This window comes from Cellulomonas cellasea (assembly GCF_006538745.1).
GTDB lineage: Bacteria > Actinomycetota > Actinomycetes > Actinomycetales > Cellulomonadaceae > Cellulomonas_A > Cellulomonas_A cellasea.
The window spans coordinates 1-26,257 of sequence record NZ_BJLR01000035.1 but is presented as its reverse complement, the minus strand read 5'-3'; the positions used below and the strand labels follow the sequence as shown (position 1 = coordinate 26,257).

General features: G+C 75.0%; 28 protein-coding genes and 1 tRNA gene. 17 read left to right on the top strand and 12 right to left on the bottom strand.

The window, feature by feature from the left end; translation table 11 throughout:
- The first annotated feature begins 81 nt into the window (after window positions 1–81).
- The 4 genes from CCE01nite_RS18020 to CCE01nite_RS18005 all read left to right on the top strand — a co-directional run bounded on the left by CCE01nite_RS18020 (window position 82) and on the right by CCE01nite_RS18005 (window position 3,663).
- Window positions 82–414 (top strand): PadR family transcriptional regulator, encoded by a 333-nt coding sequence (locus tag CCE01nite_RS18020; protein ID WP_034631000.1) that lies wholly within the window; start codon window positions 82–84, stop codon window positions 412–414.
- Entirely contained in the window at window positions 411–1,631 is a 1,221-nt protein-coding gene (locus CCE01nite_RS18015) for an HAAS signaling domain-containing protein (RefSeq protein ID WP_034630995.1), read from the top strand. Before CCE01nite_RS18020 ends, CCE01nite_RS18015 begins: the two co-directional genes overlap by 4 nt.
- Window positions 1,632–1,791: 160 nt before the next feature.
- Window positions 1,792–3,405 (top strand): NAD(P)/FAD-dependent oxidoreductase, encoded by a 1,614-nt coding sequence (locus CCE01nite_RS18010; RefSeq protein WP_084142738.1) that lies wholly within the window; start codon window positions 1,792–1,794, stop codon window positions 3,403–3,405.
- Between the two features lie 184 nt (window positions 3,406–3,589).
- Window positions 3,590–3,663: transfer RNA gene (locus tag CCE01nite_RS18005), tRNA-Leu, on the top strand.
- A gap of 34 nt (window positions 3,664–3,697) precedes the next feature.
- Here CCE01nite_RS18005 and CCE01nite_RS18000 read toward each other — a convergent pair.
- Window positions 3,698–4,243, bottom strand: a complete 546-nt coding sequence (locus CCE01nite_RS18000) for a carboxymuconolactone decarboxylase family protein (protein ID WP_141372775.1) — start codon at window positions 4,241–4,243, stop codon at window positions 3,698–3,700.
- Between the two features lie 138 nt (window positions 4,244–4,381).
- On the opposite strand from CCE01nite_RS18000, the gene CCE01nite_RS17995 reads away from it, so the two are divergent.
- Window positions 4,382–5,242: an AraC family transcriptional regulator gene (locus tag CCE01nite_RS17995; protein ID WP_141372774.1), complete on the top strand. Its 861-nt coding sequence runs from the start codon at window positions 4,382–4,384 to the stop codon at window positions 5,240–5,242.
- A gap of 129 nt (window positions 5,243–5,371) precedes the next feature.
- On the opposite strand, the gene CCE01nite_RS17990 is transcribed toward CCE01nite_RS17995, so the two are convergent.
- The 7 genes from CCE01nite_RS17990 to CCE01nite_RS17960 form a co-directional block, all read right to left on the bottom strand.
- Window positions 5,372–5,920 carry a MarR family winged helix-turn-helix transcriptional regulator gene (locus CCE01nite_RS17990; RefSeq protein WP_246056700.1) on the bottom strand — a complete coding sequence of 183 codons (549 nt, stop codon included), beginning with the start codon at window positions 5,918–5,920 and terminating at the stop codon, window positions 5,372–5,374.
- A 43-nt stretch (window positions 5,921–5,963) separates the two neighbouring features.
- Complete coding sequence (locus CCE01nite_RS17985) at window positions 5,964–6,383, bottom strand: PLDc N-terminal domain-containing protein (protein ID WP_246056698.1); 420 nt, start codon at window positions 6,381–6,383, stop codon at window positions 5,964–5,966.
- A 128-nt stretch (window positions 6,384–6,511) separates the two neighbouring features.
- On the bottom strand, window positions 6,512–7,405 hold the full coding sequence (locus tag CCE01nite_RS17980) for a siderophore-interacting protein (protein ID WP_141372773.1): 894 nt from the start codon (window positions 7,403–7,405) through the stop codon (window positions 6,512–6,514).
- Between the two features lie 213 nt (window positions 7,406–7,618).
- Window positions 7,619–8,248 (bottom strand): response regulator, encoded by a 630-nt coding sequence (locus CCE01nite_RS17975; protein ID WP_141372794.1) that lies wholly within the window; start codon window positions 8,246–8,248, stop codon window positions 7,619–7,621.
- 80 nt (window positions 8,249–8,328) lie between these two features.
- Window positions 8,329–9,519, bottom strand: coding sequence for a sensor histidine kinase (locus CCE01nite_RS17970; protein WP_034631995.1), 1,191 nt, complete (start codon window positions 9,517–9,519; stop codon window positions 8,329–8,331).
- Between the two features lie 59 nt (window positions 9,520–9,578).
- Window positions 9,579–10,436, bottom strand: a complete 858-nt coding sequence (locus tag CCE01nite_RS17965; RefSeq protein ID WP_034631999.1) for a DUF2705 family protein — start codon at window positions 10,434–10,436, stop codon at window positions 9,579–9,581.
- On the bottom strand, window positions 10,433–11,383 hold the full coding sequence (locus CCE01nite_RS17960) for an ABC transporter ATP-binding protein (protein ID WP_034632003.1): 951 nt from the start codon (window positions 11,381–11,383) through the stop codon (window positions 10,433–10,435). Before CCE01nite_RS17960 ends, CCE01nite_RS17965 begins: the two co-directional genes overlap by 4 nt.
- A 305-nt stretch (window positions 11,384–11,688) precedes the next feature.
- Here CCE01nite_RS17960 and CCE01nite_RS17955 point away from each other — a divergent pair, with 305 nt between their 5' ends.
- The 4 genes from CCE01nite_RS17955 (at window position 11,689) to CCE01nite_RS17940 (ending at window position 16,021) form a co-directional block, all read left to right on the top strand.
- Window positions 11,689–12,528 carry a Bax inhibitor-1/YccA family protein gene (locus CCE01nite_RS17955; RefSeq protein WP_034632006.1) on the top strand — a complete coding sequence of 280 codons (840 nt, stop codon included), beginning with the start codon at window positions 11,689–11,691 and terminating at the stop codon, window positions 12,526–12,528.
- 168 nt (window positions 12,529–12,696) lie between these two features.
- Complete coding sequence (locus tag CCE01nite_RS17950; protein WP_034632009.1) at window positions 12,697–14,103, top strand: cystathionine beta-synthase; 1,407 nt, start codon at window positions 12,697–12,699, stop codon at window positions 14,101–14,103.
- A gap of 192 nt (window positions 14,104–14,295) precedes the next feature.
- A complete protein-coding gene (locus tag CCE01nite_RS17945) occupies window positions 14,296–15,285 on the top strand; it encodes an acetylxylan esterase (protein WP_034632013.1) in 990 nt (329 codons plus the stop codon).
- Window positions 15,286–15,616: 331 nt separating this feature from the next.
- On the top strand, window positions 15,617–16,021 hold the full coding sequence (locus tag CCE01nite_RS17940; protein ID WP_034632015.1) for an FKBP-type peptidyl-prolyl cis-trans isomerase: 405 nt from the start codon (window positions 15,617–15,619) through the stop codon (window positions 16,019–16,021).
- Window positions 16,022–16,177: 156 nt separating this feature from the next.
- Here CCE01nite_RS17940 and CCE01nite_RS17935 read toward each other — a convergent pair whose 3' ends face one another.
- Entirely contained in the window at window positions 16,178–17,461 is a 1,284-nt protein-coding gene (locus CCE01nite_RS17935) for an FAD-binding protein (RefSeq protein ID WP_034632017.1), read from the bottom strand.
- A 36-nt stretch (window positions 17,462–17,497) separates the two neighbouring features.
- Here CCE01nite_RS17935 and CCE01nite_RS17930 point away from each other — a divergent pair, with 36 nt between their 5' ends.
- Together CCE01nite_RS17930 and CCE01nite_RS17925 are read left to right on the top strand one after the other, a co-directional pair.
- Complete coding sequence (locus tag CCE01nite_RS17930; RefSeq protein ID WP_084142802.1) at window positions 17,498–17,878, top strand: Rdx family protein; 381 nt, start codon at window positions 17,498–17,500, stop codon at window positions 17,876–17,878.
- 4 nt (window positions 17,879–17,882) lie between these two features.
- Window positions 17,883–18,260: a YchJ family protein gene (locus CCE01nite_RS17925; RefSeq protein ID WP_034632020.1), complete on the top strand. Its 378-nt coding sequence runs from the start codon at window positions 17,883–17,885 to the stop codon at window positions 18,258–18,260.
- A gap of 98 nt (window positions 18,261–18,358) precedes the next feature.
- Here the strand turns inward: CCE01nite_RS17925 and msrA are convergent, their stop codons facing one another.
- Window positions 18,359–18,991: a peptide-methionine (S)-S-oxide reductase MsrA gene (gene msrA / locus CCE01nite_RS17920; RefSeq protein ID WP_052104272.1), complete on the bottom strand. Its 633-nt coding sequence runs from the start codon at window positions 18,989–18,991 to the stop codon at window positions 18,359–18,361.
- A gap of 269 nt (window positions 18,992–19,260) precedes the next feature.
- Between msrA and CCE01nite_RS17915 the strand changes: the two genes are divergently transcribed.
- The 3 genes from CCE01nite_RS17915 to ilvA are packed head-to-tail and all read left to right on the top strand — an operon-like array spanning window position 19,261 to window position 23,008.
- Window positions 19,261–20,487, top strand: coding sequence for a cystathionine gamma-synthase (locus CCE01nite_RS17915; RefSeq protein WP_052104270.1), 1,227 nt, complete (start codon window positions 19,261–19,263; stop codon window positions 20,485–20,487).
- A complete protein-coding gene (locus tag CCE01nite_RS17910; protein WP_084142803.1) occupies window positions 20,484–21,785 on the top strand; it encodes an AI-2E family transporter in 1,302 nt (433 codons plus the stop codon). Before CCE01nite_RS17915 ends, CCE01nite_RS17910 begins: the two co-directional genes overlap by 4 nt.
- Window positions 21,782–23,008: a threonine ammonia-lyase gene (ilvA, locus tag CCE01nite_RS17905; protein ID WP_052104271.1), complete on the top strand. Its 1,227-nt coding sequence runs from the start codon at window positions 21,782–21,784 to the stop codon at window positions 23,006–23,008. The genes CCE01nite_RS17910 and ilvA overlap by 4 nt, the downstream gene beginning before the upstream one ends.
- 140 nt (window positions 23,009–23,148) lie before the next feature.
- Here ilvA and greA read toward each other — a convergent pair whose 3' ends face one another.
- Window positions 23,149–23,634, bottom strand: a complete 486-nt coding sequence (greA, locus tag CCE01nite_RS17900; protein ID WP_034632025.1) for a transcription elongation factor GreA — start codon at window positions 23,632–23,634, stop codon at window positions 23,149–23,151.
- Between the two features lie 273 nt (window positions 23,635–23,907).
- Window positions 23,908–24,312 (bottom strand): DUF4307 domain-containing protein, encoded by a 405-nt coding sequence (locus CCE01nite_RS17895; protein ID WP_034632028.1) that lies wholly within the window; start codon window positions 24,310–24,312, stop codon window positions 23,908–23,910.
- Window positions 24,313–24,462: 150 nt separating this feature from the next.
- Between CCE01nite_RS17895 and mca the strand changes: the two genes are divergently transcribed.
- The 3 genes from mca to CCE01nite_RS17880 form a co-directional block, all read left to right on the top strand.
- Window positions 24,463–25,386 (top strand): mycothiol conjugate amidase Mca, encoded by a 924-nt coding sequence (mca, locus tag CCE01nite_RS17890; protein WP_052104274.1) that lies wholly within the window; start codon window positions 24,463–24,465, stop codon window positions 25,384–25,386.
- A complete protein-coding gene (locus CCE01nite_RS21585; protein ID WP_174774714.1) occupies window positions 25,383–25,730 on the top strand; it encodes a hypothetical protein in 348 nt (115 codons plus the stop codon). The genes mca and CCE01nite_RS21585 overlap by 4 nt, the downstream gene beginning before the upstream one ends.
- Before the next feature lie 53 nt (window positions 25,731–25,783).
- Window positions 25,784–26,257: nitrilase-related carbon-nitrogen hydrolase (locus tag CCE01nite_RS17880; protein ID WP_307722755.1), on the top strand; the 474-nt coding region annotated here is incomplete at its 3' end.

Below are 26,257 nucleotides of genomic sequence, written 5' to 3'. Positions count from 1 at the left end.
GGCAGGTACTGTGCAGTCTGTAGTACCGTGCCGACTGCGGGAGCCCGGGAGGGTGCGACCCGCGCGGAGGAGAGGACGGCGATGGACACCACCCAGCTGCTCAAGGGGGTTCTCGACGTCGCCGTGCTCGCGGTCGTCGCCGAGGAGGACGGCTACGGCTACGACGTCGTGCGGCGGCTGCGGGCGTCGGGGCTCGAGGAGGTCGGGGACGCGTCGGTGTACGGGACGCTGCGCCGGCTCTACTCGTCGGGCGCGCTGACCTCGTACGTCGTGCCGAGCGACGAGGGGCCGCACCGCAAGTACTACGGGATCAACGCGCAGGGCCGGGCGATGCTCGACGCGCAGCGCAAGGACTGGCACGAGTTCGCGGGCACGATGTCGCGCCTGCTCACGACGACGGAGGGTGTGCGATGAGCGCCAGCACGAGGACCCGCACGGCCGACGTGGCGGGCTACGCCGCGGCGGTGCGGCGCCATCTCGCCGGGCTCTCGCCGGAGCAGGTCGACGACCTGACGGACGGCCTCGAGGCGGACCTGGCGGACGCCCTCGCCGACCAGGACGCGCACGCCCCGGGCGGCGCCGGCGCGGGCGTGCCGGCGCACGACCTCGTCGGGCGCTTCGGGGACCCCGCCGCGTACGCCGCCGAGCTGCGCACGTCCGCCGGCCTGCCGGAGTCGGGCACCGGCGCCGGCGGTCTGGGGTACGCGCTCCGCAGCCCGGTGCGCGCGCTGCGCGAGCAGCGGGACCGAGCCCTCGCTGCGCTGCGCCCGCAGCCGTGGTGGGGGCCGTTCGAGGAGTTCGCCCGCAGCGTCACGCCGCTCGCGTGGTTCGCCCGCGCCTGGGTGCTCTACCAGGTGCTGCGGGTCCTCCTGACGGGGCAGGCGCTCGTGTGGATGCCCCGCTCGTTCGGCGGCTGGGTCGCCCTCGTGGCGCTCACGGTCGTGAGCGTGCAATGGGGCCGCGGCCTCTGGCAGCCGGGCCGGGCCGGCCGGCGCGTGCGCAGCGTGGCGACCGTCGTGGCCGTGCTCGCGGCACTGCCCGTCCTCGCGAGCGTGAGCGCGGTCACCGAGCGGGTCCAGGTGGTCTACGAGTCGCAGACCGTGGGCCCCGCCCCGCAGGACGGGGTCGTGGTCGACGGCGTCCCCGTGAGCAACCTCTTCGTCTACGACGCCGAGGGCAACCCGCTCGAGGACGTCCAGGTCTTCGACGACCGCGGCCGGGCCGTGCGGACCACGTTCGACGAGGGGTACGACGAGTTCGCGCTCCCCGGGTTCACCGAGCCGTGGTCGTTCCTGCCGGTCGTCGACGAGGACGGGCGCGAGCGCTGGAACGTCTACCCCCTGACGGGTGCGCCGAGCACCGAGTTCGAGTGGCGCGACGACGGCGAGCGGCTGCTCCCGGGCGGTGGGCGGACACCACCGCCCCCGTTCGCGAAGGCCCCGTCCCTCGTGCTCGCGGAGGGCGACGCGATCGCGCCGCGGCTGCGCGACCCGCTGGACCCGGCGTCGACCCCCTCGGGTGCGGCGGTCGCCCCGAGCCCCAACGGCACCCCGACGGCGTCGCCCGCCCCGGGGCCCGGTGCGACGACGGACGCCGGCGGCGCCGAGGTCGCCGGTCCGGCGCAGCCCTGACGTCGTCGCGGGGAGGCCTCGGCGCCGCTGCGGGGAGCCCGCGGCGCGGCGGCGCCGAGCCCTCTGCGGCGCGCACAGCCCCGCCCGTACGGGCGGGGCTGTGCGCAGGATCACGGGTCGCGCGGTCGCTGCGCAAACCGGGCGGCGTTACCGTGAATGCATGTCTCAGGATGCCTCGACCACGGTGGACAGCGCGCCTCGCACCGGTCCCGACAGCGCCCGCACCGGCCAGCGCGGGAAGCCGCGCAAGGTCCCCCGCGTCGTCGTCCTCGGCGGTGGCACGGTCGGCCTGTACGCGGCTCGCCGGCTGCGCAAGCGGCTCGGCAAGCGCGAGGCGGCGATCGTCGTCGTCGACCCGCGCCCGTACATGACCTACGCGCCGTTCCTGCCCGAGGCCGCGGCCGGCAGCATCGACCCGCGCAACGTCGTCGCCCCGCACCGCCGGGCGTTCAAGCACGTCGACGTCCTGCAGGGCAAGGTCACCGAGATCCGGCACGCGGACCGCACCGTGCAGATCACTCCGGCCGAGGGCGACTCGTACTGGATCACGTACGACCACCTCGTCGTCGGCCTCGGCTCGGTCGCGCGCACGCTGCCCATCCCCGGGCTCGCGGACGAGGCGATCGGCTTCAAGAACGTCGAGGAGGCCATCGCGGTCCGCAACCACGTGCTCGGCCGCATCGACCTCGCGGCGAGCACCTGGGACCCGGACCTGCGCAAGAAGATGCTCACGTTCACCTTCGTCGGCGGCGGGTTCGCCGGTGTCGAGGCGCTCGCCGAGGTCGAGGACATGGCCCGTGCGGCCGTCCGGTACTACGGCGCGATCGAGCAGGAGGAGCTGCGGTTCGTGCTCGTCGAAGGCTCGCCCCGCATCCTGCCCGAGGTCAGCGAGGAGCTCGGCGTCTACACGCTCGAGCAGCTCCGCAAGCGCGACATCGAGATCTACCTCTCGACGTTCCTGAGCTCGTGCGTCGACGGCCGCGTGGTCCTCTCGGACGGCACCGAGTTCGACTCGGAGACCATCGTGTGGACCGCGGGCGTCAAGGCGAACCCGGTGCTGCAGAACTCCGACCTCCCGCTCGACAAGATGGGCCGCGTCATCTGCCTTCCGACGCTCCAGATCGCCGACGCGGAGGGCAACGTCGTCCCGGACGCGTACGCCGCCGGCGACTGCGCCGCGGTGCCCGACCTGTACAACCCGGGCAACTTCTGCCCGCCGAACGCCCAGCACGCGCTGCGCGAGGGCAACCACCTCGGCGACAACCTCGCGCGCGTCCTGAGCTCGGCGCCCGTCACGGAGTACAAGCACCGCAACGTCGGTGCCGTCGCGTCGCTCGGCATGTACAAGGGCGTCGCGCAGATGTTCGGCAAGATCAAGGTCCGCGGCTTCCCGGCGTGGGTCCTGCACCGCACGTACCACGTGTTCGCGATGCCCACCGTGAACCGCAAGATCCGCATCATGGCCGGTTGGACGGGGTCGCTCCTGCTGCGCCGCGAGGTCGTCGCGCTCGGTGCGCTGCAGGACCCGCGCGCCGAGTTCAAGGCCGCCGCCGCGCCGCCGAAGCCCAAGGCGGGCGGTGCCGAGGGCGGTAACGCCGCGACGAAGCGCGAGTCCTCGCCCGAGCACGCGGCCGACACCGGTGGCCCCGACGCCGCCGCGGTGACGTCGCACGGTCGTGCGGACGAGAACCCGCCCGGTGCCTCCTCGGCGCTCACGTCGGCCGGCTCGCCGGCGTCCGACCCCGCGGGGACGGGCGACCCGACCAAGGCCTGAGCCGCCACGCACGACGACCGCGGCCCCCGTGTCCTGCCGGCACGGGGGCCGCGGTGCGTCCGGCGCCGGGCGCGGGCACGGCGGGCGCGCCGTCCGAGCGCACGCGACGGGGGCACGGGCGCGGTGACCGCGCCGAGAACGGGCGCGCCGTCCGGGGCGCGGCGCCCTGGCAGGATGAACCCGCGCCCCCGTAGCCCAACCGGCAGAGGCAACCGGCTTAAACCCGGTCCAGTGCGGGTTCGAACCCCGCCGGGGGCACCCTCGGAACCGCGCCGCGCCGCGACCGCGACGTTCAGCCCGCGCGGCGGAGCCCGACGACGGGGAAGTCGACCGGCACGTCGAGCGCGATGTTCACGTAGTTGGTGAACAGGTTGAGCGCGACGTGCGCGAGGACCTCGACGACGTGCTCGTCGCCCCAGCCCTGGTCGCGGACCGCCTCGACGTCCTCGGGCGTGACCTGGCCGCGCCGGTCCACGACGGTGAGCGCGAAGCGCAGCAGCGCCGCGACGCGGGGGTCGTCGGAGTCGCCGTCCTGCGCGGCCGCGAGCGCCTCGCGCGTGACGCCGGCCTTGCGCCCGAGGGCGGTGTGCGCGGCGAGGCAGTACTCGCACGAGTTCCGGTTCGCGACGGCGACCGCGAGCTGCTCGCCGACGGCCGGGCCCAGCGTGCCGCCCGCGAGGGCCCCGAACGAGCCCCACAGGCTGGTGAGCGCGGCGGGGGACTGCGCGACGGCCCGGAACATCGTGGGCACGGTGCCGAACGCGTCGTGGATGGCGTCGAGCTGGGTGCGAACGGTGCCGGTCGCGGACTCGCGGGTGACGAGGGGGACGTTCGACATGGTCATCTCCTGGGGTCGGGGGGTGCGGGCCGCCAGGCCCGGTCGGGCGGCGACGTGCTCCCAGGTTGGTCCATCCTCGAGGACGAAAAGGACCAGATCCTCCTTGATACGTACCAGATCGTCCGGCACAGTAGGCGGGTGCCTCCCCTCGACCGGCTCTCGCCCCTGCTCGAGCGCTTCCGCGTGCGCACGCGCCTGTTCCACGCGGGCCCGCTGTGCGGGGTCACGACGTTCGCCGCGCAGCCCGGCCGCGGGTTCCTGCACGTGCTCCGCGAGGGCGAGATGGACCTGACGCACCAGGGGCCCGGCGGGCGGCTCGAGGTCGTGCACGTCGACCGGCCGAGCCTGCTGCTCTACCCGCGACCGCTCGAGCACGCCTTCCGCACGGCCCCGACCGAGGGCGCCGACTTCGCGTGCGCGACCCTCGACTTCGACGGCGGCGACACCCACCCGCTCGTCCGGACCCTCCCGCCCGTGCTCGTCGTCCCGCTCGACGCGGTCGCGGGCCTCGGCGCCGCGCTCGACCTGCTGTTCGCTGAGGTCGACGCCGTGCGCTGCGGCAGCCGGGTCGTCGCGGACCGGCTGTTCGAGGTCGTGCTCGTGCAGCTCTTCCGCTGGCTCCTCGACCACACCGAGGAGGTCGCGCTGCCCGCGGGCCTGCTGCCCGGGCTGGCCGACGAGCGCCTCGCCCGGACGCTCGTCGCCGTGCACGACGACCCGGGCCGACCCTGGACGCTCACCACGATGGCGCGGGAGGCGACGATGTCGCGCAGCGCGTTCGCCGCACGGTTCCGGGAGACGGTCGGGCAGCCTCCCGCCCAGTACGTGACGCACTGGCGGCTCACGGTCGCGCAGGAGCGGCTGCGCGCGGGCGCCTCGGTCGCGGCGACCGCCACCGAGCTCGGGTACGCGAGCCCGCCGTCGTTCTCGCGGGCCTTCACCCAGGTGCTCGGCTGCTCCCCGCGCGCGTGGCTCGCCGCCGCGGGGCAGCCGGCCTGACCCTGCCGCCCGTCAGGTAGGCCGCAGGCTCCGGCCGCGCAGGTGCCGCCCGAACGCCGGTACAGATGCCGTCCGAACGCCTGAGCCGGTGCCGTCCGACCGCCCAACCGCCCGAGCCGGTACCGCGACTCAGGCCGGCGACGTGCCGGGGGCCGGCTCCGACGGGAACGTGGAGCCCGGGTCGACGCGGCTCATCACGGCCGCGCCGATCGCGCGCAGCTGCTCGAGCTGGTCCGGCGTGAGCGCGTCGATCACGAGCCGGCGGGCCTCCTCGACGTGGCCCGGCGCGCTGCCGACGATCTTGGCGACGCCCTCGTCGGTGAGGATCGCGTTGGTCGCGCGCGCGTCGACGGTCGAGCGCTCGCGGCGGATGAAGCCCGCGCGCTCGAGCCGGGTCGCGACGTGCGAGAGGCGCGAGAGCGACCCGTTGGTCAGCTGCGCGAGCTGGCTCATCCGCAGCGTGCGGTCGGGCTGCTCGGAGAGCATCGCGAGCACCATGTACTCGTAGAACGACAGGCCCGCGTCGCGCTGGAGCTGGGCGTCGAGCGCGCCCGGCAGCGTGATGGTCATGGCCGTCAGCGCGAGCCACGCGCCGCGCTCCGACGGCGTCAGCCAGCGCGGCTCACCGGCCGGACCGGCGCCGGTGAGGTCGCCCACGCGGTCCTGCGGCTCGCTCACGGTGTCCGTCCCGGGTCGGTCGCGGCGGGGGTGCGCGGCGTGGTCACGGCCGGGCGGGCGGCGCGTCCGGGTGCTCCGGGGGCGTCGCCGTGTCACCGAGCTGCTGCTCGCGCGCGCGCAGGTCGGCCTCCCAGTCGCGCAGCATGCGCTCGTGCTTCTCGTCGGACCGGCGCACGCTCGCGAGGAACTCGGGGTCGTCGTCCGGCGCGACCGTCCGGGGCCGCTCGTACTCGGGGAACCCGGCGGTCGCGGTGCTGGGCCACGGGACGTGGCGGGACCGGGCGCTGCGCTCGGGGCGCCCGGCGACGAGCCAGGCGATGGCGCCCACGATCGGCACGACGACGATGAGCAGCACCCACAGCGGCTTGGGCAGGTTGCGCACGAGCGACGAGTCCGTCTGGATGCAGTCGATCAGGCAGTACACGAGCAGCGCGAGCTCGATGAGGTACGGCAGGTAGCGCACGACGGCCCTTTCACACGACGCGACGACGCGTCCGTGCGGGAGCGCCAGGAGCACCGTAGGGGAGCGGGAGGTGCGCTGTCAGGCGCCCGGGCGCGCGGCCGCCCCGGATCACCCGGAGGGGCGCAGCGTCAGTCGAGTCCCGCCGCCTGCTCGGCCTCCTCGATCGACCGGGCCCAGTCCTTCTTGGTCGCGCGCCAGTCCTCGTCGGCGGCGCCGAGGCGCCAGTAGCCCGAGATCGACAGCCCGGCGCGCGGCAGCCCGCGCTCGACGCGCAGGTGGTGGCGGAGCTCCTTGACCGTCCCCGCCTCGCCGTGCACGAACGCGTCGACCCGGCCGTCCGGCCACGCGAGGTCGCGCACGGCCTCGACGAGCCGGAGCCCGACGACGCCGGTGCCCTGGTGCACCCAGCGGACCTGCACGCCCGCCGGGGCGGTCAGCGGGATCTCGTCGGCCGGGCCGTGCACCTCGAGGACCGCGTCGCCGACCGAGTCCGGGCGCTCGGTGGCGAGGCGCTCGAGCACCACGGCGACCGCGGGCAGCGCGCTCGCGTCGCCGACCAGCAGGTAGCGGTCGGCGGCCGGGTCGGGGCTGTACGCACCGCCGGGCCCGAGGAGCAGGACCTCGTCGCCGGGTCGCGCGGCGGCGGCCCACGGGCCGGCGACCCCCTCGTCGCCGTGCACGACGACGTCGATCGTGAGCTCGGCGGTCGCCGGGTCGAACGCGCGCACCGTGTAGGCGCGCACGCGGGGCTGGTCGTCGGCCGGGAGCGAGGCGCGCAGGGCGTCGAGGTCGACGCGGCCGTCGGCCCGCTCGGTCGCGGCGGCGAGCGCGGCCGGCGGCACGAACACGACCTTGACGTAGGAGTCGGCGTGCGCCGGGGCGTCGACCACCCGCAGCCCGGGCCCGCCGAGGACCACACGCACGAGCTGCTCGGCGACGCGCTCGGTCCGCAGCACCGTGGCGCGCACCGGCGCCGGGCGGGCGCGGGTCGCCGGGGCTGCGGGCGTGGGGGCGTCGGTCATGCGGGTCCTCGTCTCTGCCGCGGCGGGTGCGCCGTCGGCAGGGGCGAGCCTAGGTGGTCGACCTGTGCGGCGGTCGCACCCGGCCGTGCCACCGAGCGGAGCCGAGCCGGGCTGGGCCGGGCCGAGCCGGAGCGAGCCGAGCCGGGCCGCGCCGCACGAGCGGCGCGGCGCGCGGCCCCGTCGGCGCGCACCGTGCGCGCCCGCACGGCGGGCTCAGCGCCCGACGAGCCCCGTCTCGTACGCGAGCACGACGGCCTGCACCCGGTCGCGGACGCCCAGCTTCGCGAGGATGCGGCCCACGTGCGTCTTGACTGTCGCCTCGGACAGGTAGAGACGCAGGGCGATCTCGTTGTTCGACAGGCCCTCGGCGACCGCCCCGAGCACCTCGGCCTCGCGCGCGGTGAGCTGGGCGAGGAGCGCGCGCGCGGGGTGCGGCGCCGGGACGGGCTGGCCCGCGGCGGGCAGCGCGTCCGAGAACATCTCCAGCATCCGGCGCGTGACGCGCGGCGAGACCACCGCGTCGCCGGTCGCGACCGCCCGGATCGCCGAGACGAGCTCCGCGGGGCGCGCGGCCTTGAGCATGAAGCCGCTGGCCCCCGCCCGCAGCGCCGCGAACGCGTACTCGTCGAGGTCGAACGTCGTGAGGATGAGCACGCGCGTGGCCGAGCCCGAGGCCACGACCCGCTCGGTCGCCTCGATGCCGTTGAGCCCGGGCATGCGCACGTCCATGAGCACGACGTCGGGCCGCAGCTGCGCCGTGAGCTGCACCGCCTCGAGCCCGTCGCCGGCCTCGCCGACGACCTCGAGGTCGTCCTCGGCCTCGAGCACGAGCCGGAAGCCCATGCGCAGCAGCGCCTGGTCGTCCGCGAGCAGGACGCGCGTGCGTCCCGGGGTCGTCGGGGTCCCGTCCGTGCGGGCGTCGCTCACGTGCCCTCCTCGTCCCAGTGCAGTGCCGTGCGGACGCGCCAGCCGGCGCCCGACGGGCCCGCCTCGACGGTCCCGCCGTAGATCGCGGCGCGCTCGCGCATGCCGATGATGCCGCGTCCGCTGCCCGGCGTGGGCGGCGGTCCACCGGGCTGCGCGACGCCGCCGTCGTCCGTGACCTCGATCTCGACCGTCCCGTCCGTCCGGGACACCCGCGCCTCGACGTGCCCCGAGCCGCGCGTGTGCCGCAGCGCGTTCGTGAGCGCCTCCTGCACGATCCGGTAGACGGCGAGCTGCAGACCCGTGTCCTTCGGCAGCGCCGTGCCCGAGACCGTCAGGTGCACCGGCAGCCCGGCACGACGGTAGCCCTCGACGAGCGCGGCGAGGTCCGTGCCGCCCGGCGGCGGGCCGTACGACGCGTCGTCGTCGCGCAGCACGCCGAGCACGCGGCGCATGTCCGTGAGCGCGGCGCGCCCGGTCTCCGAGACCTGCGCGATCGCGGCCTGGGCGCTCGCGGGCGAGCGGGGGACCGCGGCCGCGGCCCCGTCGGCGAGCGCGATCATCACGGAGAGGCTGTGCGCGACGACGTCGTGCATCTCGCGCGCGATGCGGGCCCGCTCCTCGGCGGTCGCGAGCTGCGCGCGCTGCTCGGTCTCACGGGCCAGGGCGTGCCCGCGCTCGACGATCGCCCGCCCGTGCAGCCGCCGGTTGCGGACCCCGACGCCGGTCGCGACGCCGACGAGCACGACGACCCCGAGCCCCGTGATCTCGACGGCGTGCGTGTGCTCGGGCGCCCACAGGAGCGTCGCGCCGCTCAGCAGCACCGTCGGCACGACGACCTCGACCCAGGCGTCGCGCGGCGGACGCTCCGTCGCGACCGCGTACAGCGCGAGCGCGAGCCCCACGTCGAAGCCGTTGAGCCCCCCGTACAGCGCGACCGAGGCGAGCCCCAGGACCGTCAGGGCGCCCGTGACCAGCACCGGAGCGCGCCGCCGGGCGAGCAGGGCGCCGGTCCCGGCGAGCGCGAGCAGCAGCGGGGGAGCAGCCGGCCAGTGCGTGGAGGCGCCCGCGAACGCGGGGACCGCGAAGAACGCGGCGACGACCCAGTCCATCGCGACCGGGTTCCGGCGCAGCCACCGGCGCACCGGCCCGACGGGTCGTGCGTCGAGCTCGTCGAGCAGCAGCGGCACGCCGGTGGGCGCCGCCCCGGGACCCTCCTCCCGGTGCGGCGCCCACGGCGCTGGTTCGCTCAGGCGTCCCTCCGACGCACGAGCACCATGGCGGCCACCAGGAACACGGCGGTCCATGCCAGCAGCACCCCGAAGCCCTGCCACGGGGTCAGGAACGGGCTGTTCGGGATCTGCCGCTGCATCTCGAGGAACTGCTCCGACTGCATGATCTGCGAGCCGGCCGTCCCCGGGAGGAACGGGCTGACGGTGCGGAAGAACTGCGCGGGCACCGCCTGGAAGACGAGCTGGACGACGACGAGCAGCCCGAGGACGGTCGCGAGCGCCGCCGCGGAGTGCCGCATCAGCGCGCCGAGGGCGAACGCGAACAGGGCGATCGCCGTCATGTACAGCACGGCGCCGAGCAGGACGCGCTGGTTCTCCGCGTTCGCGAGGTCGATCGCGTCGTCGCTCCCGAGCACCCACGTCGTGACGAGGTAGGTGATCGCGATGGCGACGACCCCCGTGACGAACGTGACCACGGCGAGCACCAGCGCCTTCGCCCAGAGCACGGGCAGGCGCGTCGGGGCGGCCGCGAACGTCGCTCGGATCATCCCGGTCGAGTACTCCCCGGTCACCGTGAGCACCGCGAGCACGACGAGGGCGAGCTGCGCGAGGTACATCCCGGACTGGACGATGATGCTCGCGTCGACCACGGGAGCGCCGTCGGACTGCGCCGCCTCGCTGCTGGTGAAGTGGGCCGTCATCCAGGCCACGCCGACGAACGCGATGACCGTGAGCGGGAGGATCCAGTACGTCGAGCGGACGGTCCAGAGCTTGATCCACTCGGACCGCACGAGGTGCGGGAACGACAGGCGCGCACGGACCGCGCGCGGGGGCGCCGTCGGGGTGGCGGTCGCCGGCTTGGTCAGGGTGCTCATCGGGCCTGCTCCTGGGCTGCTGCGCTGACGGTGGACTCGCCGGCACCGACCGAGTGGTACTCGACCTGGTCGGCGGTGAGCTGCATGTAGGCGTCCTCGAGCGAGCCGCTCAGGGGCGTGAGCTCGTGCAGCACGAGCTGGGCGGCCGCGGCGGTCTCGCCGATGACCTCGGCGGACGCGCCGGTGATCTCCAGCAGGCCCGGCTCGGTCGTCGTCACGGTGACGTCGGCGCTGCGCAGGAGCTCGACGAGCTGCGTCGCGTGCGGGCTGCGGACCCGCACGGTCGTGGTCGTCGCCCGGTTGATGACGTCCTGCACGGGGGCGTCGGCGATGATCCGCCCACGCCCGATCACGATGAGGTGGTCCGCGGTGAGCGCCATCTCGCTCATGAGGTGCGAGGACAGGAACACCGTGCGGCCCTCGGAGGCGAGGTAGCGCACGAGGTTGCGGACCCACAGGACGCCCTCGGGGTCGAGGCCGTTGACGGGCTCGTCGAGGATGAGCGTGCGGGGGTCGCCGAGCAGGGCCGACGCGATGCCGAGCCGCTGGCCCATGCCGAGCGAGAACCCGCCGACACGCTTGCGGGCGACGGTCTGCAGGCCGGTCATCTCGATGACCTCCTGCACGCGCGCCCTGCCGATCCCGTGCGTGGCGCCGAGCGCCGCGAGGTGGTTCGCGGCCGAGCGGCCGGTGTGCACGGCCTTGGCCTCGAGCAGCGCGCCGACCTCGACGAGGGGCGAGCGGTGCTGGGCGTAGGGCTTGCCGTTGACGGTCACGGTGCCCTGGGTCGGGCGGTCGAGCCCGACGATCATGCGCATGGTGGTCGACTTGCCGGCGCCGTTGGGGCCGAGGAAGCCGGTGACCTTCCCGGGCTGGACGGAGAAGCTGATCCCGTCGACGGCGGTCTTCGGCCCGTACCGCTTGGTCAGGCCGTGTGCCTCGATCATGTGACGTCCTCGTGAGCAGCGGGGTGGGTGGACTCCTCGAACGTAGGCCGGGGCGGTGAGCCGCCGGAACGTCCTTGAGTCTCATCCTTCTCCGCCCTGGGGCTACGCCGTAAGGAGGACAACCCCCGAACGGACCCTGGGGCGACCCTGAGGTCGCCCCCGAGAACCGGGCCGGACCTGCCCTGAGGGCTGCGGGTGCACCGCCCGGAGGACCAGGCCGCATCCGCCCCGGGGACGCGGGAACGATGCCGACCGCGCGAGCGTTGCGTACGGTAGAACCGGCCGCCAGCGACCAGGAGGAAGCCGTGAGCAACCCCGTCTTCAACAACAGCGACATCTTCGGCGACCCGCGCAAGCGCGGACGTCAGCGGGGCGGGACAGCGGTCCAGCCCGGGCAGGCCGCCGGCTACGGCGCCGCGGGCGCGCAGACGATCGACGCCGCGAGCCTCGACCAGATGTACGGCGCGCCGTCGGCGACGACCGCGCAGACCGGACGCCTGACCTACGACGACGTCATCGTCAAGACCGGCGGGCTGCTCGCGCTGCTCGTCGTCGTCGCGGCGGCGACCTACGCGTTCGCGCCCGGCCTGTGGGTCGTCGGCATGATCGTCGGGCTCGTGCTCGGGCTCGTCAACGCGTTCAAGCGCAACCCGAGCCCGGTGCTCATCGCGGCGTACGCGGTCGCCGAGGGCGTGTTCGTGGGTGGCATCAGCAAGTTCTACGAGAGCGCGTTCGGCGCCGGGCTCGTCCCGCAGGCCGTGCTCGCGACCGTCGCCGTCTTCGCGAGCGCGCTCGTGCTGTTCCGCTCGGGCAAGGTCCGCGTGACCCCGAAGTTCACGCGCTTCCTCATCATCGGCCTCGTCGGCTACCTCGGGTTCTCGGTGCTGAACCTCGTGCTGTCGTTCGTGTTCCCGAGCGAGATGTTCGGTCCGCTGCGCGGCGGCGTCCTCGGCATCATCGTCGGCCTCGTGGCCGTCGGGCTCGCGTCGATGTCGCTCATCATGGACTTCGACTCGATCAAGCGCGGCGTCGAGCAGGGCGTCCCCGCCAAGTTCGCGTGGTCCGCGGCGTTCGGCCTGATCGTGACGCTCGTGTGGCTCTACCTCGAGCTGCTGCGGCTCCTCGCGATCATCCGCGGCGACTGACGACCGCGCCCGGCACACCGCCGGGTGCACCCCTGACTGCAATACCGACCGCCCGGATGCGATGATCGCTCCGGGCGGTCGTTGCGTCTGGCGACCACCCGCGCCCCTCCCCGCGCCCCGCGGCCGACCGTCGCGCGCGCCCCTTCCCACCTCCCGGAGCACCCCGCCGTGAAGTACGCGCAGCACATCTCCGAGCTCGTCGGGCACACCCCGCTCGTGAAGCTCTCCTCGGTGACCGACGGCCTCGCCGCGACGGTCCTGGCGAAGGTCGAGTACCTGAACCCCGGCGGGTCCGTGAAGGACCGCATCGCGCTCAAGATGGTCGAGGCAGCGGAGGCGAGCGGCGAGCTGCGCCCGGGCGGGACGATCGTCGAGCCCACGAGCGGCAACACGGGCGTCGGCCTCGCGCTCGTCGCGCAGCGCAAGGGCTACCGCTGCGTCTTCGTGTGCCCCGACAAGGTCTCCCAGGACAAGCGCGACGTGCTGCGCGCGTACGGCGCGGAGGTCGTCGTGACCCCGACGGCGGTCGCGCCGGACCACCCGGACTCCTACTACTCGGTGTCCGACCGCCTGACGCTCGAGATCGAGGGCGCCTGGAAGCCGAACCAGTACGCCAACCAGAACGGCCCGCTGAGCCACTACGAGTCGACGGGCCCGGAGATCTGGGCCGACACCGACGGGCGCGTCACGCACGCGGTGCTCGGCGTCGGCACGGGCGGCACGATCAGCGGCACCGGCCGCTTCCTCAAGGAGGCGTCCGCCGACCGTGCGGCGGAGGACGGCGGGCGCGTGCGCATCGTCGGGGCCGACCCCGCGGGCTCGGTGTACTCGGGCGGCGACGGGCGGCCGTACCTCGTCGAGGGCGTCGGGGAGGACTTCTGGCCGACCGCGTACGACCCGTCGGTGCCCGACGAGATCCTCGCGGTCTCCGACGCCGACTCGTTCGCGATGACCCGGCGCCTGGCGCGCGAGGAGGGCCTGCTCGTCGGCGGCTCGTGCGGCATGGCCGTCGTCGCGGCGCTCCGGCTCGCGCGCCGGCTGCAGGACGAGGACCCGGAGGCGGCGGCGAGGGCCGTGATCGTCGTGCTGCTGCCCGACGGCGGCCGCGGGTACCTGTCGAAGATCTTCAACGACTCGTGGATGCGCTCGTACGGGTTCCTGTCCTCCGAGCAGGGCGCGACGGTCGCGGACGTGCTCCGCAGCAAGGGCGGGGAGCTGCCCACGCTCGTGCACACCCACCCGAACGAGACGGTGCGCGACGCGATCTCGATCCTGCACGAGTACGGCGTCTCGCAGATGCCGGTCGTCGGCGCCGAGCCGCCCGTGAAGATCGGCGAGGTCGCCGGGTCGGTGAGCGAGCGCGGGCTGCTCGACGCGGTGTTCTCCGGCGCGGCGACGCTCGCGGACCGCGTCGACCGGCACATGGCGGCGCCCCTGCCGCTGATCGGCTCCGGCGAGGGCGTCGAGGACGCCCGCAAGGCCCTGCAGTCGGCCGACGCGCTCATGGTCGTCGACGACGGGCAGCCCGTCGGCGTGCTCACGCGGCACGACCTGCTGGGGTTCCTCGCGCGCTGAACCGCCCGCGACCGTCGCCGCGACGGTCCCCGCACGCACGTGCACGTCGCCCGCCCGGGCCCGCGACCCGTCGGTCGCCTGCCCCGGGCGGGCGTCGTCGTGTGACACGCTGCTGCCCGGCCGACGCGGGCACGCCCGCCGGCCCGACCGCCGGACGACGCGCCCCTGGCGCACACCCCCCGAGGAGCGACGATGCCCCTGTTCGACCTGCCGCTCGCCGAGCTCGAGACGTACCGACCCGAGCTCGACGAGCCGACCGACCTCGACGCGTTCTGGGCGGCGACCCTCGCCGAGACGCGCACGCACGACCTCGCCGTCGAGGTCGCGCCGGTCGATGCGGGGCTCACGCTGATCGAGACGTCGGAGATCACGTTCGCGGGCTTCGGCGGGCACCCGGTCAAGGGCTGGCTCTCGCGGCCCGCGGGCGCCGACGGGCCGCTCCCGGCGGTCGTGCAGTTCATCGGGTACGGCGGCGGGCGCGGGTTCGCGCACGAGCGGCTGCAGTGGGCCGCCGCCGGCTACGCGTACCTGCTCATGGACACGCGCGGGCAGGGCAGCAAGTGGGGCAACGGCGGTCACACGCCCGACCCGGTGGGGTCCGGCCCGGCCGTGCCGGGGTTCATGACGCGCGGGATCCTCGACCCCGCCGAGCACTACTACCGCCGGGTCATCACCGACGGCGTGCGGGCCGTCGAGGCCGCCCGGTCGCTGCCGTTCGTCGACCCCGAGCGCGTCACCGTGGCGGGCGCGAGCCAGGGCGGCGGCCTCGCGCTCGGTGTCGCCGGGCTGGTCGACGGCCTGCTCGCCGTGATGCCCGACGTGCCGTTCCTGTGCCACTTCCGCCGCGCGGTCGAGGTCACGGGCTCCGACCCGTACGGCGAGATCACGAACTACCTCGCGGTCCACCGTGACGCCGAGGAGCAGGTGTTCCGCACGTTGTCCTACCTCGACGGCGTGCACCTCGGGCGCCGCGCGAGCGCCCCGGCGCTGTTCTCGGTCGCCCTCATGGACACGATCTGCCCGCCGTCGACCGTGTACGCCGCCTACAACTGGTACGGCGAGCACGCGGGGGTCACGGACAAGGAGATCGAGGTCTACCGGTACAACAACCACGAGGGCGGCGAGGGCTGGCAGCTCGCGCGCCAGCTGCACTGGCTCAACGCGCGGTCGGGGGTGCGCTGACGCGGTGGGCCGTGCGGGTGGGGTCTGCCCGCCTCAGAGGTAGGCGCCGGTCTGTGCGGGAGGCTCGGCGCCGGCGGGAGACGGCTCGGGCTTCGGCACGACGGCTGCTGACGCGCGCAGGGCCAGCGAGGAGCCGCGTCTCCTGTGGCCGTCGCGGGGCCGCGAGCGATCGACGGCGGCGTCCGGGCAACGGGTCCACGAACGCCCCTCGGTCGTGGGAGCCCGCGGCGTCAGGCTTCACCCCGTCCACCAGGCGTCCCCGGCGCGCACGACGCGGGGCCGAGCGGCGAGGATGGGTGATGTTCCGACATCAAGGCGAGGAGATCCACCCATGACCGCACAGCTGCCCCAGGCCTCGGGCTCGTTCGGCGAGAAGCCCACGCTGACGTTCCCCGAGGGCCCGGCGCCCGCCGAGCTCGAGGTCCAGGTGCTCAGCCGCGGCGACGGCGCGCTCGTCGAGGCGGGCGACGACCTCGTCGTGCACTACCTCGGCCAGACGTGGAACGGGCACGTGTTCGACAACTCCTACGACCGCGGCTCGTCGATCAACTTCCCGATCGGCGTCGGCGCCGTCATCGCCGGGTGGGACGAGGGCCTCGTCGGCCAGCAGATCGGCTCGCGCGTGCTGCTGTCGATCCCGCCGCACCAGGGCTACGGCGACCGCGGCGTGCCGCAGGCCGGCATCAAGGGCGGCGACACGCTCGTCTTCGTCGTGGACGTCGTCGGCGTCAACTGACACCCGCTCCGCAGAGGGGCTGCGACACCTCGGTGCCGCGGCCCCTCTCGCGCGTCCGGACCGGCCCACCGGTGCTGGGCGCCCGGTCGGCACCGACGCGCAGCCGTGCGTGCCGACGCCGCGCGTGCCGACCCTGCCGCAGCCGCAGCCGCAGCCTCAGCCGAGCAGCACGTGCCGCTCGAGGAACGGCCCGCGGAACACCCCGCCCGGGTCGCTGCGTGCGACGAGCGCCCGGAAGTCTTCCATCCGCGGGTAGAGCCGCGCGAGGTCCCGGCCGGTGTTGGCGAAGATCTTGCCCCAGTGCGGGCGCGCCTCGAACGGCGCGAGCGCCTCCTCGATGGCCGGCAGCAGCGCCTCGACCTCGGCCTGGCGCTGGAGCCACGTGAAGTGCAGCCCGATACGCGGTCCGCCGTACGCGGTCGACAGCCACAGGTCGTCCGCGCCGATCGTGCGGATCTCGGAGACCTGCAGCAGCGGCGTGATGCGGTCGCTCAGCCCGCGCAGGGCCCCGATCGCGCCCACGGCGTGCTCGCGCGGCACGAGGTACTCGGACTGCAGCTCGTCGCCGTTGCTCGGGGTGTACCGGAGCCGGAAGTGCGGCAGCCGGTCGTGCCACGGGCCGGGGACGCCGAGCTGGTCGGTGCAGTTGACCGGGTCGATCCCGGGCAGCGGGTGCAGCTTGACCGGCGAGGGCGCGGCCCCGAACAGCTCGGTCCGCAGCTCGTGGCGCTCGCCCGGGACCACGCGCGTCTTGCGCCACACCTGCTGCACGGCGTCGCCGGTCCAGTCCACGAACAGGCTCACGCTGTCGGCCGACGACGTCACCGCGTCGAGGTTCGCGAGCGCGGCGTCCCACGGCAGCCCGGTGTGCACCTCCTGCGCGACGTCGTACGTCGGCTCGACCTCGAGCGTCAGCCGGACGACGACGCCGAGCGCCCCGAGCGAGACGACGGCACCGGGGAAGTCGGGGTCGGCCCGCGTGAGCGTCCGCAGGCTCCCGTCGGCGGTCACGAGCTCGAGCCCGACGACGGCCGTCGCGAGGTTCGCCGACGAGTCGCCCGAGCCGTGCGTCGCCGTCGCGACCGCGCCCGCGACCGAGATGTGGGGGAGCGAGGCCAGGTTGTGCAGCGCCCAGCCGCGCGCGTGCAGGTGCTCGGCGAGCGTCCCGTACCGCGTGCCGCCCGAGACCGTCACCGTCCGCGCCACCTCGTCGAGCTCGATGGTCGGCTCGAGCCGCGAGAGCGAGACGAGCGCGCCGGTCGTGTCGGCGAGGTCCTGGAAGCAGTGCCGCGTCCCGATGGCCCGCACCCGGCCGGCCTCGCCGCCGCGCACCGCGGCGACGACCTCCTGCACCTGCTCGACCGTCTCCGGCCGGTGCACCGCGGACGCGCGGAACGTGTAGTTGCCGGACCAGTTGCGCAGGGTCTCCGTCGTCGCCATGCCCCGATCATCGCAAGCGTGCGCGAGACTGGCGCCATGAGCTCCGGCGCCCCGCTCCCGCGCGTCACGATCACCTACTGCACGCAGTGCCGGTGGCTGCTGCGCGCCGCGTGGTTCGCGCAGGAGCTGCTCACGACGTTCCACCGCGAGCTGGGCGAGGTCGCGCTGCGCCCGGCGACGGGCGGGGTGTTCACCGTCGAGGTCGACGGCGAGATGCTCTGGGACCGCGCCGAGCGTCGCGGCTTCCCCGAGATCACGGTGCTCAAGCAGCTCGTGCGGGACCGCGTCGCACCCGACAAGCCGCTCGGGCACTCGGACGCCAAGGCCGCGGCGGGGGCGTCCGACGCCGCGCCGCAGGACGGTCCGGCGGACGCGGACTTGCCCGCCGACGACGCGCTCGCCGCCGACGGGGGTTGAGCCCGTGGCGACCCGCTGCCCGTGCCTGAGCGGCCTGATCTACGACGAGTGCTGCGGCCCGCTGCACCGGGGTGAGCGGGCCGCGTCGACCGCCGAGCAGCTCATGCGCTCGCGGTACAGCGCCTACGCGGTGCGCGACGCGGGCTACGTGCGCCGGACGTGGCACCCGAGCGGGCGCCCGCCCACGCTCGACCTCGACGACGGCACGCGCTGGTACCGGCTCGACGTGCTCGGCTCGACCGGCGGGGGACCGCAGGACACGCACGGGACCGTCGAGTTCCGGGCGTTCTACCGCTCGGTCGACGGCGCCGGGGTGCTGCACGAGGTCAGCCGGTTCGTGCGCGAGCGCGGGGCCTGGGTGTACCTCGACGCGCTGGGCTGAGCCGCAGGGGATCGGCGGCGCGCGCACGCCGCCGTGGGCCCGGACGCACGACGGCCCGGCCCCCGAGGGGACCGGGCCGCCGCCGGCTCACGCCGCCGTCACGGGACCGGGCACGCGACCCCGGTCGAGTGCACCGGGCAGTACCCGTTGGGCACCTTGTGCAGGTACTGCTGGTGGTAGTCCTCGGCGTAGTAGAACGTCCCGGCGCCGCCCTCGCCGTCGACCGGGCGGACCTCCGTGGTGATCTCGCCGTAGCCGTTGCGCCGCAGCTCGGGCTCGTAGAGCGCACGGGTCGCCGCCGCGGCCTCGGCCTGCTCGGGCGTCGTCGTGAAGATCGCCGAGCGGTACTGGGTGCCGACGTCGTTGCCCTGGCGGTAGCCCTGGGTCGGGTCGTGCAGCGTCCAGAACGTGCGCAGCAGCTCCGTTGTCGGCAGCACCGCCGGGTCGTACGCGACGAGGACCGTCTCGGTGTGCCCGGTCAGGCCGGTGCACGTCTCCTCGTACGTCGGGAACGGCGTGATGCCGCCCTGGTAGCCCGCGGCGGTCGTCACGACGCCGGGCAGGTTCCACATCTCCTTCTCGGCTCCCCAGAAGCAGCCGAGCGCGAGGTAGATCACCTGCGTGCCCTCGGGCCAGGGGCCGCGCAGCGGGGTGCCGAGCACGGCGTGCGTCGCGGGGACGCCGTAGGGGTAGTCGTCGCGGCCGGGCAGCGCGCGCTCCGGCGTCACCATCTGGGACTTGAGGGCCGATCCGAACAGCCAGCTCACAGGGGGTCCACCTCTCGTCGGGTCGACGCGCCGGCGCCTGCTGGGGTGCCTGCGGGTGCGCCGTGCGTCGCCAGGCACAACGACCCGGCGGGGTGCGTCTGTTCCCGTCCGGCGTCCCGTCCCGAGCCCCGTTCCGAGTCCCCTCCCGCGCGCTCCCGCGTGCCCGGTCCCCGGCGTGTGCGCCGGAGCGCGTCCGCCGCGTGCGGACCCGGTGCACGGCCTAGCCTGGGACCGTGACGACCGACCCGTTCCCCACCCCCGACCTCGACCACGACTGGGCCACCGCCGGGTTCGCGACGAGGGCCATCCACGCAGGCCAGGACCCGGACGCCGCGACCGGCGCCGTCGTCCCGCCGATCTACCAGGTGTCGACCTACAAGCAGGACGGCGTCGGCGGGCTGCGCGGCGGCTACGAGTACTCGCGCTCGGCCAACCCGACGCGCGCGGCGCTCGAGGAGGCCCTGCGCGCGGCGGAGGGTGGTTCCGCCGGGTTCGCCTTCGCGTCGGGTCTCGCCGCGGAGGACACGCTGCTGCGCGCGGTCCTGCGCCCGGGGGACCACGTCGTGGCCCCCGACGACGCCTACGGCGGCACGTACCGCCTGTTCGCGCGCGTGCTCGGCCCGTGGGGCGTCGAGCACACGCCCGTGAACCTCAGCGACCCTGACGCGGTGCTCGCGGCGATCCAGCCCGGTCGCACCAAGGTCGTCTGGGCGGAGACGCCGACGAACCCGCTGCTCGGCATCGCCGACATCGCGGCGCTCGCGGCGCACGCGCGCTCGGCCGGTGCGCTGCTCGTCGTCGACAACACGTTCGCGACCCCGTACCTGCAGCAGCCGCTCGCGCTCGGCGCCGACGCGGTCGTGCACTCGACGACGAAGTACATCGGCGGGCACAGCGACGTCGTCGGCGGGGCCGTCGTCGTCGCGGACGGCGCCCAGCTGCCCGTCGGGCTCGTCGGGCCGACGGGGACGACGGCGCTCGCGGACGCGGTGGGCTTCCACCAGAACGCGTCGGGTGCCGTCGCCGGGCCGTTCGACTCGTGGCTCACGCTGCGCGGCCTGCGGACGCTCGCCGTGCGGATGGACCGCCACCAGGCCAACGCCGCGGCAGTCGCCGAGTTCCTCACGACGCACCCCCGCGTCACGCAGGTGATCTACCCGGGCCTCCCGAGCCACCCCGACCACGAGGTCGCCGCCCGGCAGATGAGCGGGTTCGGTGGCATGGTCGCGTTCCGCACCGGCAGCGAGCAGACCGCGCTCGAGGTGTGCGGGCGCACGCGCGTGTTCACGCTCGCGGAGTCGCTCGGCGGTGTCGAGTCGCTCATCGAGCACCCGGGGAAGATGACGCACGGGTCGGTCCTCGGGACCGTGCTCGAGGTCCCCGACGACCTGGTCCGCCTCTCGGTCGGCATCGAGGACGTCGCCGACCTGCTCGCCGACCTCGAGAAGGCACTGCGATGACCACGACCCACCCCTCGACACCCACCCCGGTGCCGACGACGAAGGCGCCGGCCGACCGGGACGGTGCCGGCGCGCCGCACGCCTGGCCGACGCAGCCCGAGGCGCGCTCGGCCGTCCCGATGTCGGTGCAGGCCGCCGCCGCGTGGTCGTGGCGGATCATCATGATCGCCGCGGCGCTCGCGCTGCTGCTCTGGGTCATCGGGTACTTCAAGGTGCTCGTGGTGTCGGTCGCGATCGCGGTGCTGCTGACCGTGCTGCTCGCGCCGTTCGTGCGGTTCCTGCAGCAGCGCGCGCGGTTCTCGCGCGGCATCGCGTCGGGCACCGCCGTGCTGGGCCTGCTCGCGCTCGTCTCCGGGCTGCTCACGCTCGCCGGCCGCTCGATCGTCAACGGCTTCGCCGAGCTCAGCGACCAGGCCCAGGAGGGCTTCCGCGAGCTCGCCCGGTGGCTGTCGGCGGGCCCGCTCGACCTCAGCACCGACCAGATCGACCAGTACATCGACCAGGCGCAGGCGCAGGTCAGCGACAACGCGTCGTCGCTCGTCTCGGGCGCGCTGTCGGTGGGCACGACCCTCGGCCACGTCGTCGCCGGCGCGCTCATCACGCTGTTCTGCACGTTCTTCTTCCTGCTCGACGGCCGCCAGGTGTGGGCGTGGTTCGTCGGCCTCATGCCCGTGAGCTCGCGCGACCGGATCCACCAGGCGGGCCGGCGCGGGGTCGTCACGCTCGGCGGCTACACGCGCACCCAGATCCTCGTGGCGCTCGTCGACGCGACCGGCATCGGGCTCGGCGCGCTGATCCTCCAGGTGCCCCTGGCGCTGCCGCTCGCGACGCTCGTGTTCCTCGGCTCGTTCATCCCGATCGTCGGCGCGCTCGTCAGCGGCTCGGTCGCGGTCCTCGTCGCGCTCGTCGCGCACGGGCCCGTCGTCGCGCTGATCATGGTCGGCGTCGTGCTGCTCGTGCAGCAGATCGAGGGGCACGTGCTTCAGCCGCTGCTCATGGGCCACGCCGTGTCGCTGCACCCCGTCGCGGTGCTGCTCGCCGTGGCCGCGGGGTCGCTCGCCGCCGGGATCGTGGGGGCGCTGTTCGCAGTCCCGATCGTCGCGGTCATCAACACCGTGGTCCTGTACCTGCACGGGCACGACAAGTTCCCCGGGCTGGGGGACGACGACCACGCGATCGTGCGCGGTGAACCGACGGCGCCCGAGGAGCCCGACGCGGCCGACTCGGCCGCGGTCGTCCCGCCCAGCGAGGTCGACGGCAGCGCCCCGGGGACGAGCCGCCTGACCGGTGAGGCGTGAGCGGGCTCGACGTCGTGCCCGGGATCGGCCTCGAGGACGTCCGCTCCGCCGCGGCGCTGCTCGAGGGCGTCGCGACCCGCACGCCGGTCGACTACAGCCGCGCGCTGACCCGCATCGCGGGCACCGACGTGTGGCTCAAGTGCGAGAACCTGCAGCGCGCGGGCTCGTTCAAGGTCCGCGGGGCGTACGTGCGCATGGCGCGGCTGTCGCCCGAGGAGCGCGCGCGTGGCGTCGTCGCGGCCAGCGCGGGCAACCACGCGCAGGGGGTCGCGCTCGCGGCCCGGCTGCTCGGCATCGAGGCGGTCGTCTTCATGCCGACCGACGCGGCGCTGCCGAAGGTCGCCGCGACCCGCGAGTACGGCGCGCGCGTGGTGCTCGCGGGCACGTGCGTCGACGACGCGCTCGTCGCGGCGCGCGAGGAGTGCGTGCGCACGGGCCGGGTGCTCATCCACCCGTTCGACCACGAGGACGTCGTCGCGGGCCAGGGCACGGTCGCGCTCGAGATCCTCGAGCAGGTGCCGGACGTCCGGACGATCGTCGTCCCCGTGGGCGGCGGCGGGCTCGCCGCCGGCGTGGTCGCGGCCGTCGCCGCCGCACGTCCCGACGTCCGGGTCGTCGGGGTGCAGGCCGCGCGCGCCGCCGCGTACCCCGCGTCGCTCGCCGCCGGCCACCCGGTGCCGATGACGGACCTGCGCACGATGGCCGACGGCATCGCGGTCGGCACGCCCGGCCGGGTGCCGTTCGACGTGCTGCGCGAGCACGGCTGCGAGATCCGGACCGTCACGGAGGAGGACCTCTCGCGGGCGCTGCTGCTCGTCGCCGAGCGCGCGAAGCTCCTCGTCGAGCCGTCCGGCGCGGCCGGCGTCGCGGCGGTCATGGCCGCGCCCGGGGCCTTCGAGGGCCCGGTCGTCGTGATCCTCTCGGGCGGCAACATCGACCCGCTCGTGCTGCTGCGCGTCGTGCGCCACGGCCTCGCGTCCGCGGGCCGCTACCTGCAGCTGCGCGTCCGGATCGACGACTCGCCCGGGACGCTCGCGGGCCTGCTGTCCGAGCTCGCCGCGACCGGCGGGAACGTGGTGCACGTGAGCCACGTGCGCACGTCCGTGGACCTCGCGATCGACGAGGTCGAGATCGAGGTCCAGGTCGAGGCGAAGGGCCCCGAGCACTGCGGCGAGGTGCTCGCGCACCTGCGGGCCCGCGGCTTCCGGCTCGCGGACCACTGACGCCCGGACGGTGGACGCCGACGGGCGAGGCCCCGGCGGACGTGTCCGCGGGGCCTCGCCCGTGCGTGGTGGGACGGTGTCGTCCCGGGTGCTGCGCGGCTCGGCGAGCCGGTCCGGCGCGGTGAGCCGGGTGCGGTGCGTCAGCCCGCGAAGGGCGTCGCCGCCTTGATCTCGACCGCGATCTCGCGACCGTTCGGAGCCGCGTAGGCGACGGTGTCGCCCACCGTGCGCCCGTTGATCGCGGCACCCAGCGGGGAGGTCGGGGAGAAGACCTCGATGTCCGCGGAGCCGGCGATCTCGCGCGAGCCCAGCAGGAACACCATCTCGTCGCCGGCGACGAGCGCGGTCACGACCATGCCGGGCTCGACGACGCCGTCGTCCGGCGGCGTGCCGATCTGCACGTTCCGCAGCTTCTGCTTGAGCTCGCGGATGCGCGCCTCCTGCTTCGCCTGCTCCTCGCGCGCGGCGTGGTAGCCGCCGTTCTCCTTGAGGTCGCCCTCGTCGCGTGCGGCGGCGATGCGCGCGGTGATCTCGGCACGACCCTCACCCTCGAGGCGTGCGAGCTCGGTCTTGAGCCGGTCGTGCGCCTCCTGCGTCAGCCACGTGGGCTGCGACGTCTCGGTCACGGTCGCTCCTTCCTTGCCATCTTCGTCTGGTGCACACGTGCGGGTACGCGGTACGTGCTCGTGTGCGGTGGGCCTGCTTGCCAGCTGCCTGCCAGCTGCCTGCCGGTCGCGTCGACCGGAGGGTCTCGCTGACCCTGGGCGGCGTCTGAATCGACAAGGATAGCAAGACGGGTGTCCGGGTGGTGCGCCGCACCTGGTGAGCGGCGGGTGATCGCCCGGGTGAGCGGCAGGTGAGCGGCAGGTGAGCGGCAGGTGAGCGGCCGGGTGGGCGCGTCAGGCGTCGCCGACGACGACGCACGTCTCGACGGTGCCGGTGACCGCGAGCTCCGCGGTCGCGAGGGTCTCGGTGAGCCGCACGACGCTCGTGCTCGCCGGCCCGACGGTCACCGTGCGGAAGCCGACCTCGGCCGCCGCCTGGTTGAGCGCGAGCAGCCGGCACTCGACCGTCGCACCCGGGTCCTTCGTGACCTCGAACGTCACGACGACACGGTCGGGCTCGACCCGGAACCCGTGGTCCTGCCAGCGCACGACGTCGCGCTGCATGCCGGTCATGATCCACGCGAGCACCGCGACGACGAGCACGCCGGCGACGACGGACGTGACGACCCAGGTGCGGCGCGAGACCGGGGTGTCCCGCCCGTACCGGCCCGCTGGTGCGACTGCGCCCTGCTCCGTCACGTGGTTCGCTCCTGCTCGTCGGGCACGCCTGCCGGCCGGTCCGCACCGCCTGCGCCGGCCGCGCGTGGCGTCGGGGACGGCACGGGGCGGGCGTCGTGCACCCGGCGTGCTGCGAGGTGCGCGATCATTGTCCCTCTCCCCGTGCGCGCGATGCGCCGGGCGACCGACCCACGGAGGCCCTACGTGACCGGAGAACGGCTGCGCCTGCTGGCGGTGCACGCCCACCCCGACGACGAGTCGAGCAAGGGAGCGGCGACGACCGCGCGGTACGCGGCCGAGGGCGTCGACGTCCTCGTCGCGACCTGCACGGGCGGCGAGCGCGGCGACGTGCTCAACCCGAGCTACCCGCCGGTCCCCGACCCCGACCGGATGCACGAGATCCGGCGCGAGGAGATGGCCGCGGCCGCGAAGGCGCTCGGCGTGCAGCAGGAGTGGCTCGGCTTCGTCGACTCGGGGCTGCCCGAGGGCGACCCGCTGCCGCCGCTGCCCGAGGGGTGCTTCGCGCTGCAGCCGCTCGAGGTCGCCGCGCGCCCGCTCGTGGAGCTCGTCCGCCGCTTCCGGCCGCACGTCATCACGACGTACGACCCGACGGGCGGGTACCCGCACCCCGACCACATCATGTGCCACCGGGTCTCCGCCGAGGCGTTCGCCGCCGCGGGGGACCCCGAGCGCTACCGGGACGCGGGCGAGCCGTGGACGCCGCTCAAGCTCTACTACAACCACGGCTTCTCGATGGCGCGGATCCGGGCGGCGCACGAGGCGCTCGTCGAGCGCGGCCTCGAGTCCCCGTTCGGCGAGTGGGTCGAGTCGCGCGCCGCGCGGGAGATCCCCGAGCGCGAGGTCACGACGCGCATCGAGTGCGCGGAGTTCTTCGCGGCGCGGGACGACGCGCTGCGGGCGCACGCCACGCAGATCGACCCCGACGGCTTCTTCTTCGCCATGCCGCGCGACCTCGAGCGCGAGGTGTGGCCGTTCGAGGAGTACGAGCTCGCCGAGTCGCGCGTCCCGGTGCGGCTGCCCGAGGACGACCTGTTCGCGGGCCTGCGTTCGGCCGACCCGACGAGCGCGCGGTGAACGCCACGGCCTGGGTCGTGCGGCTCGCGGCGACGCCGAGCCCGACGCCCGTCGAGGTCCCGCTCTCCGAGCAGGCGTCCCCGGGCGTCCTCGGCTTCCTCGTGACGTTCGCGGTCGCCGTCGCGGCGATCCTGCTCGCGCTGTCGCTCACGCGGCACCTGCGCGTCGTCGACCGCCGGGCCGCCCAGCTCGCGCGCGACGAGGACGCGGTCCTCGGGGCGGCCGAGCCCGACGCCGACGAGGACGACCCCGAGGGCGGCGCCGACGGGTCGGGCGGCGGACGTGCGGGCGGTGGCGCGGGCGGACCCGCCGGCGGGCGTCCCGGCGGCGGCGCGGGCGCATGAGCGACGACGCGCGCGGGGGTGCACGGTCGGGTCCGACGCGGCCGGACGTGCGCGTGACGATCGGTCAGCTGCGCGTGAGCGCCGACCGCGGGGCGGCCCGGGAGGTCGCGCTCGACGCGCTCGCGACCGCGGCGCGCGCCGGTGCGGACCTCCTCGTGCTGCCCGAGTACGCCTCGGCGTTCGAACCCCGCGGCGTCGGACCCGAGCACGCCGAGCCGCTGACCGGGCCGTTCGTGTCGGCGCTGCGCGAGCGTGCGGCGCGCACGGGCGTCGCGGTGCTCGCCGGCACGACGCTGCCGGGCTCGGACGTCGCCGGGGGAGACCCCGGGGCGGGTCCGTCGTCCCCGGCGGACCGCGGCCCCGGGCCGGGCGGGTCGTCCGCGGCGGACGCCGGCACGCGCGCGCGGGCCGTCAACGCCGTCGTCGCGATCGACGCGCGCGGCGAGCTCGTCGGGACGTACCGCAAGGTGCACCTGTACGACGCGTTCGGCGCGCGCGAGTCGGACCGGCTCGAGCCCGGGCCGCCC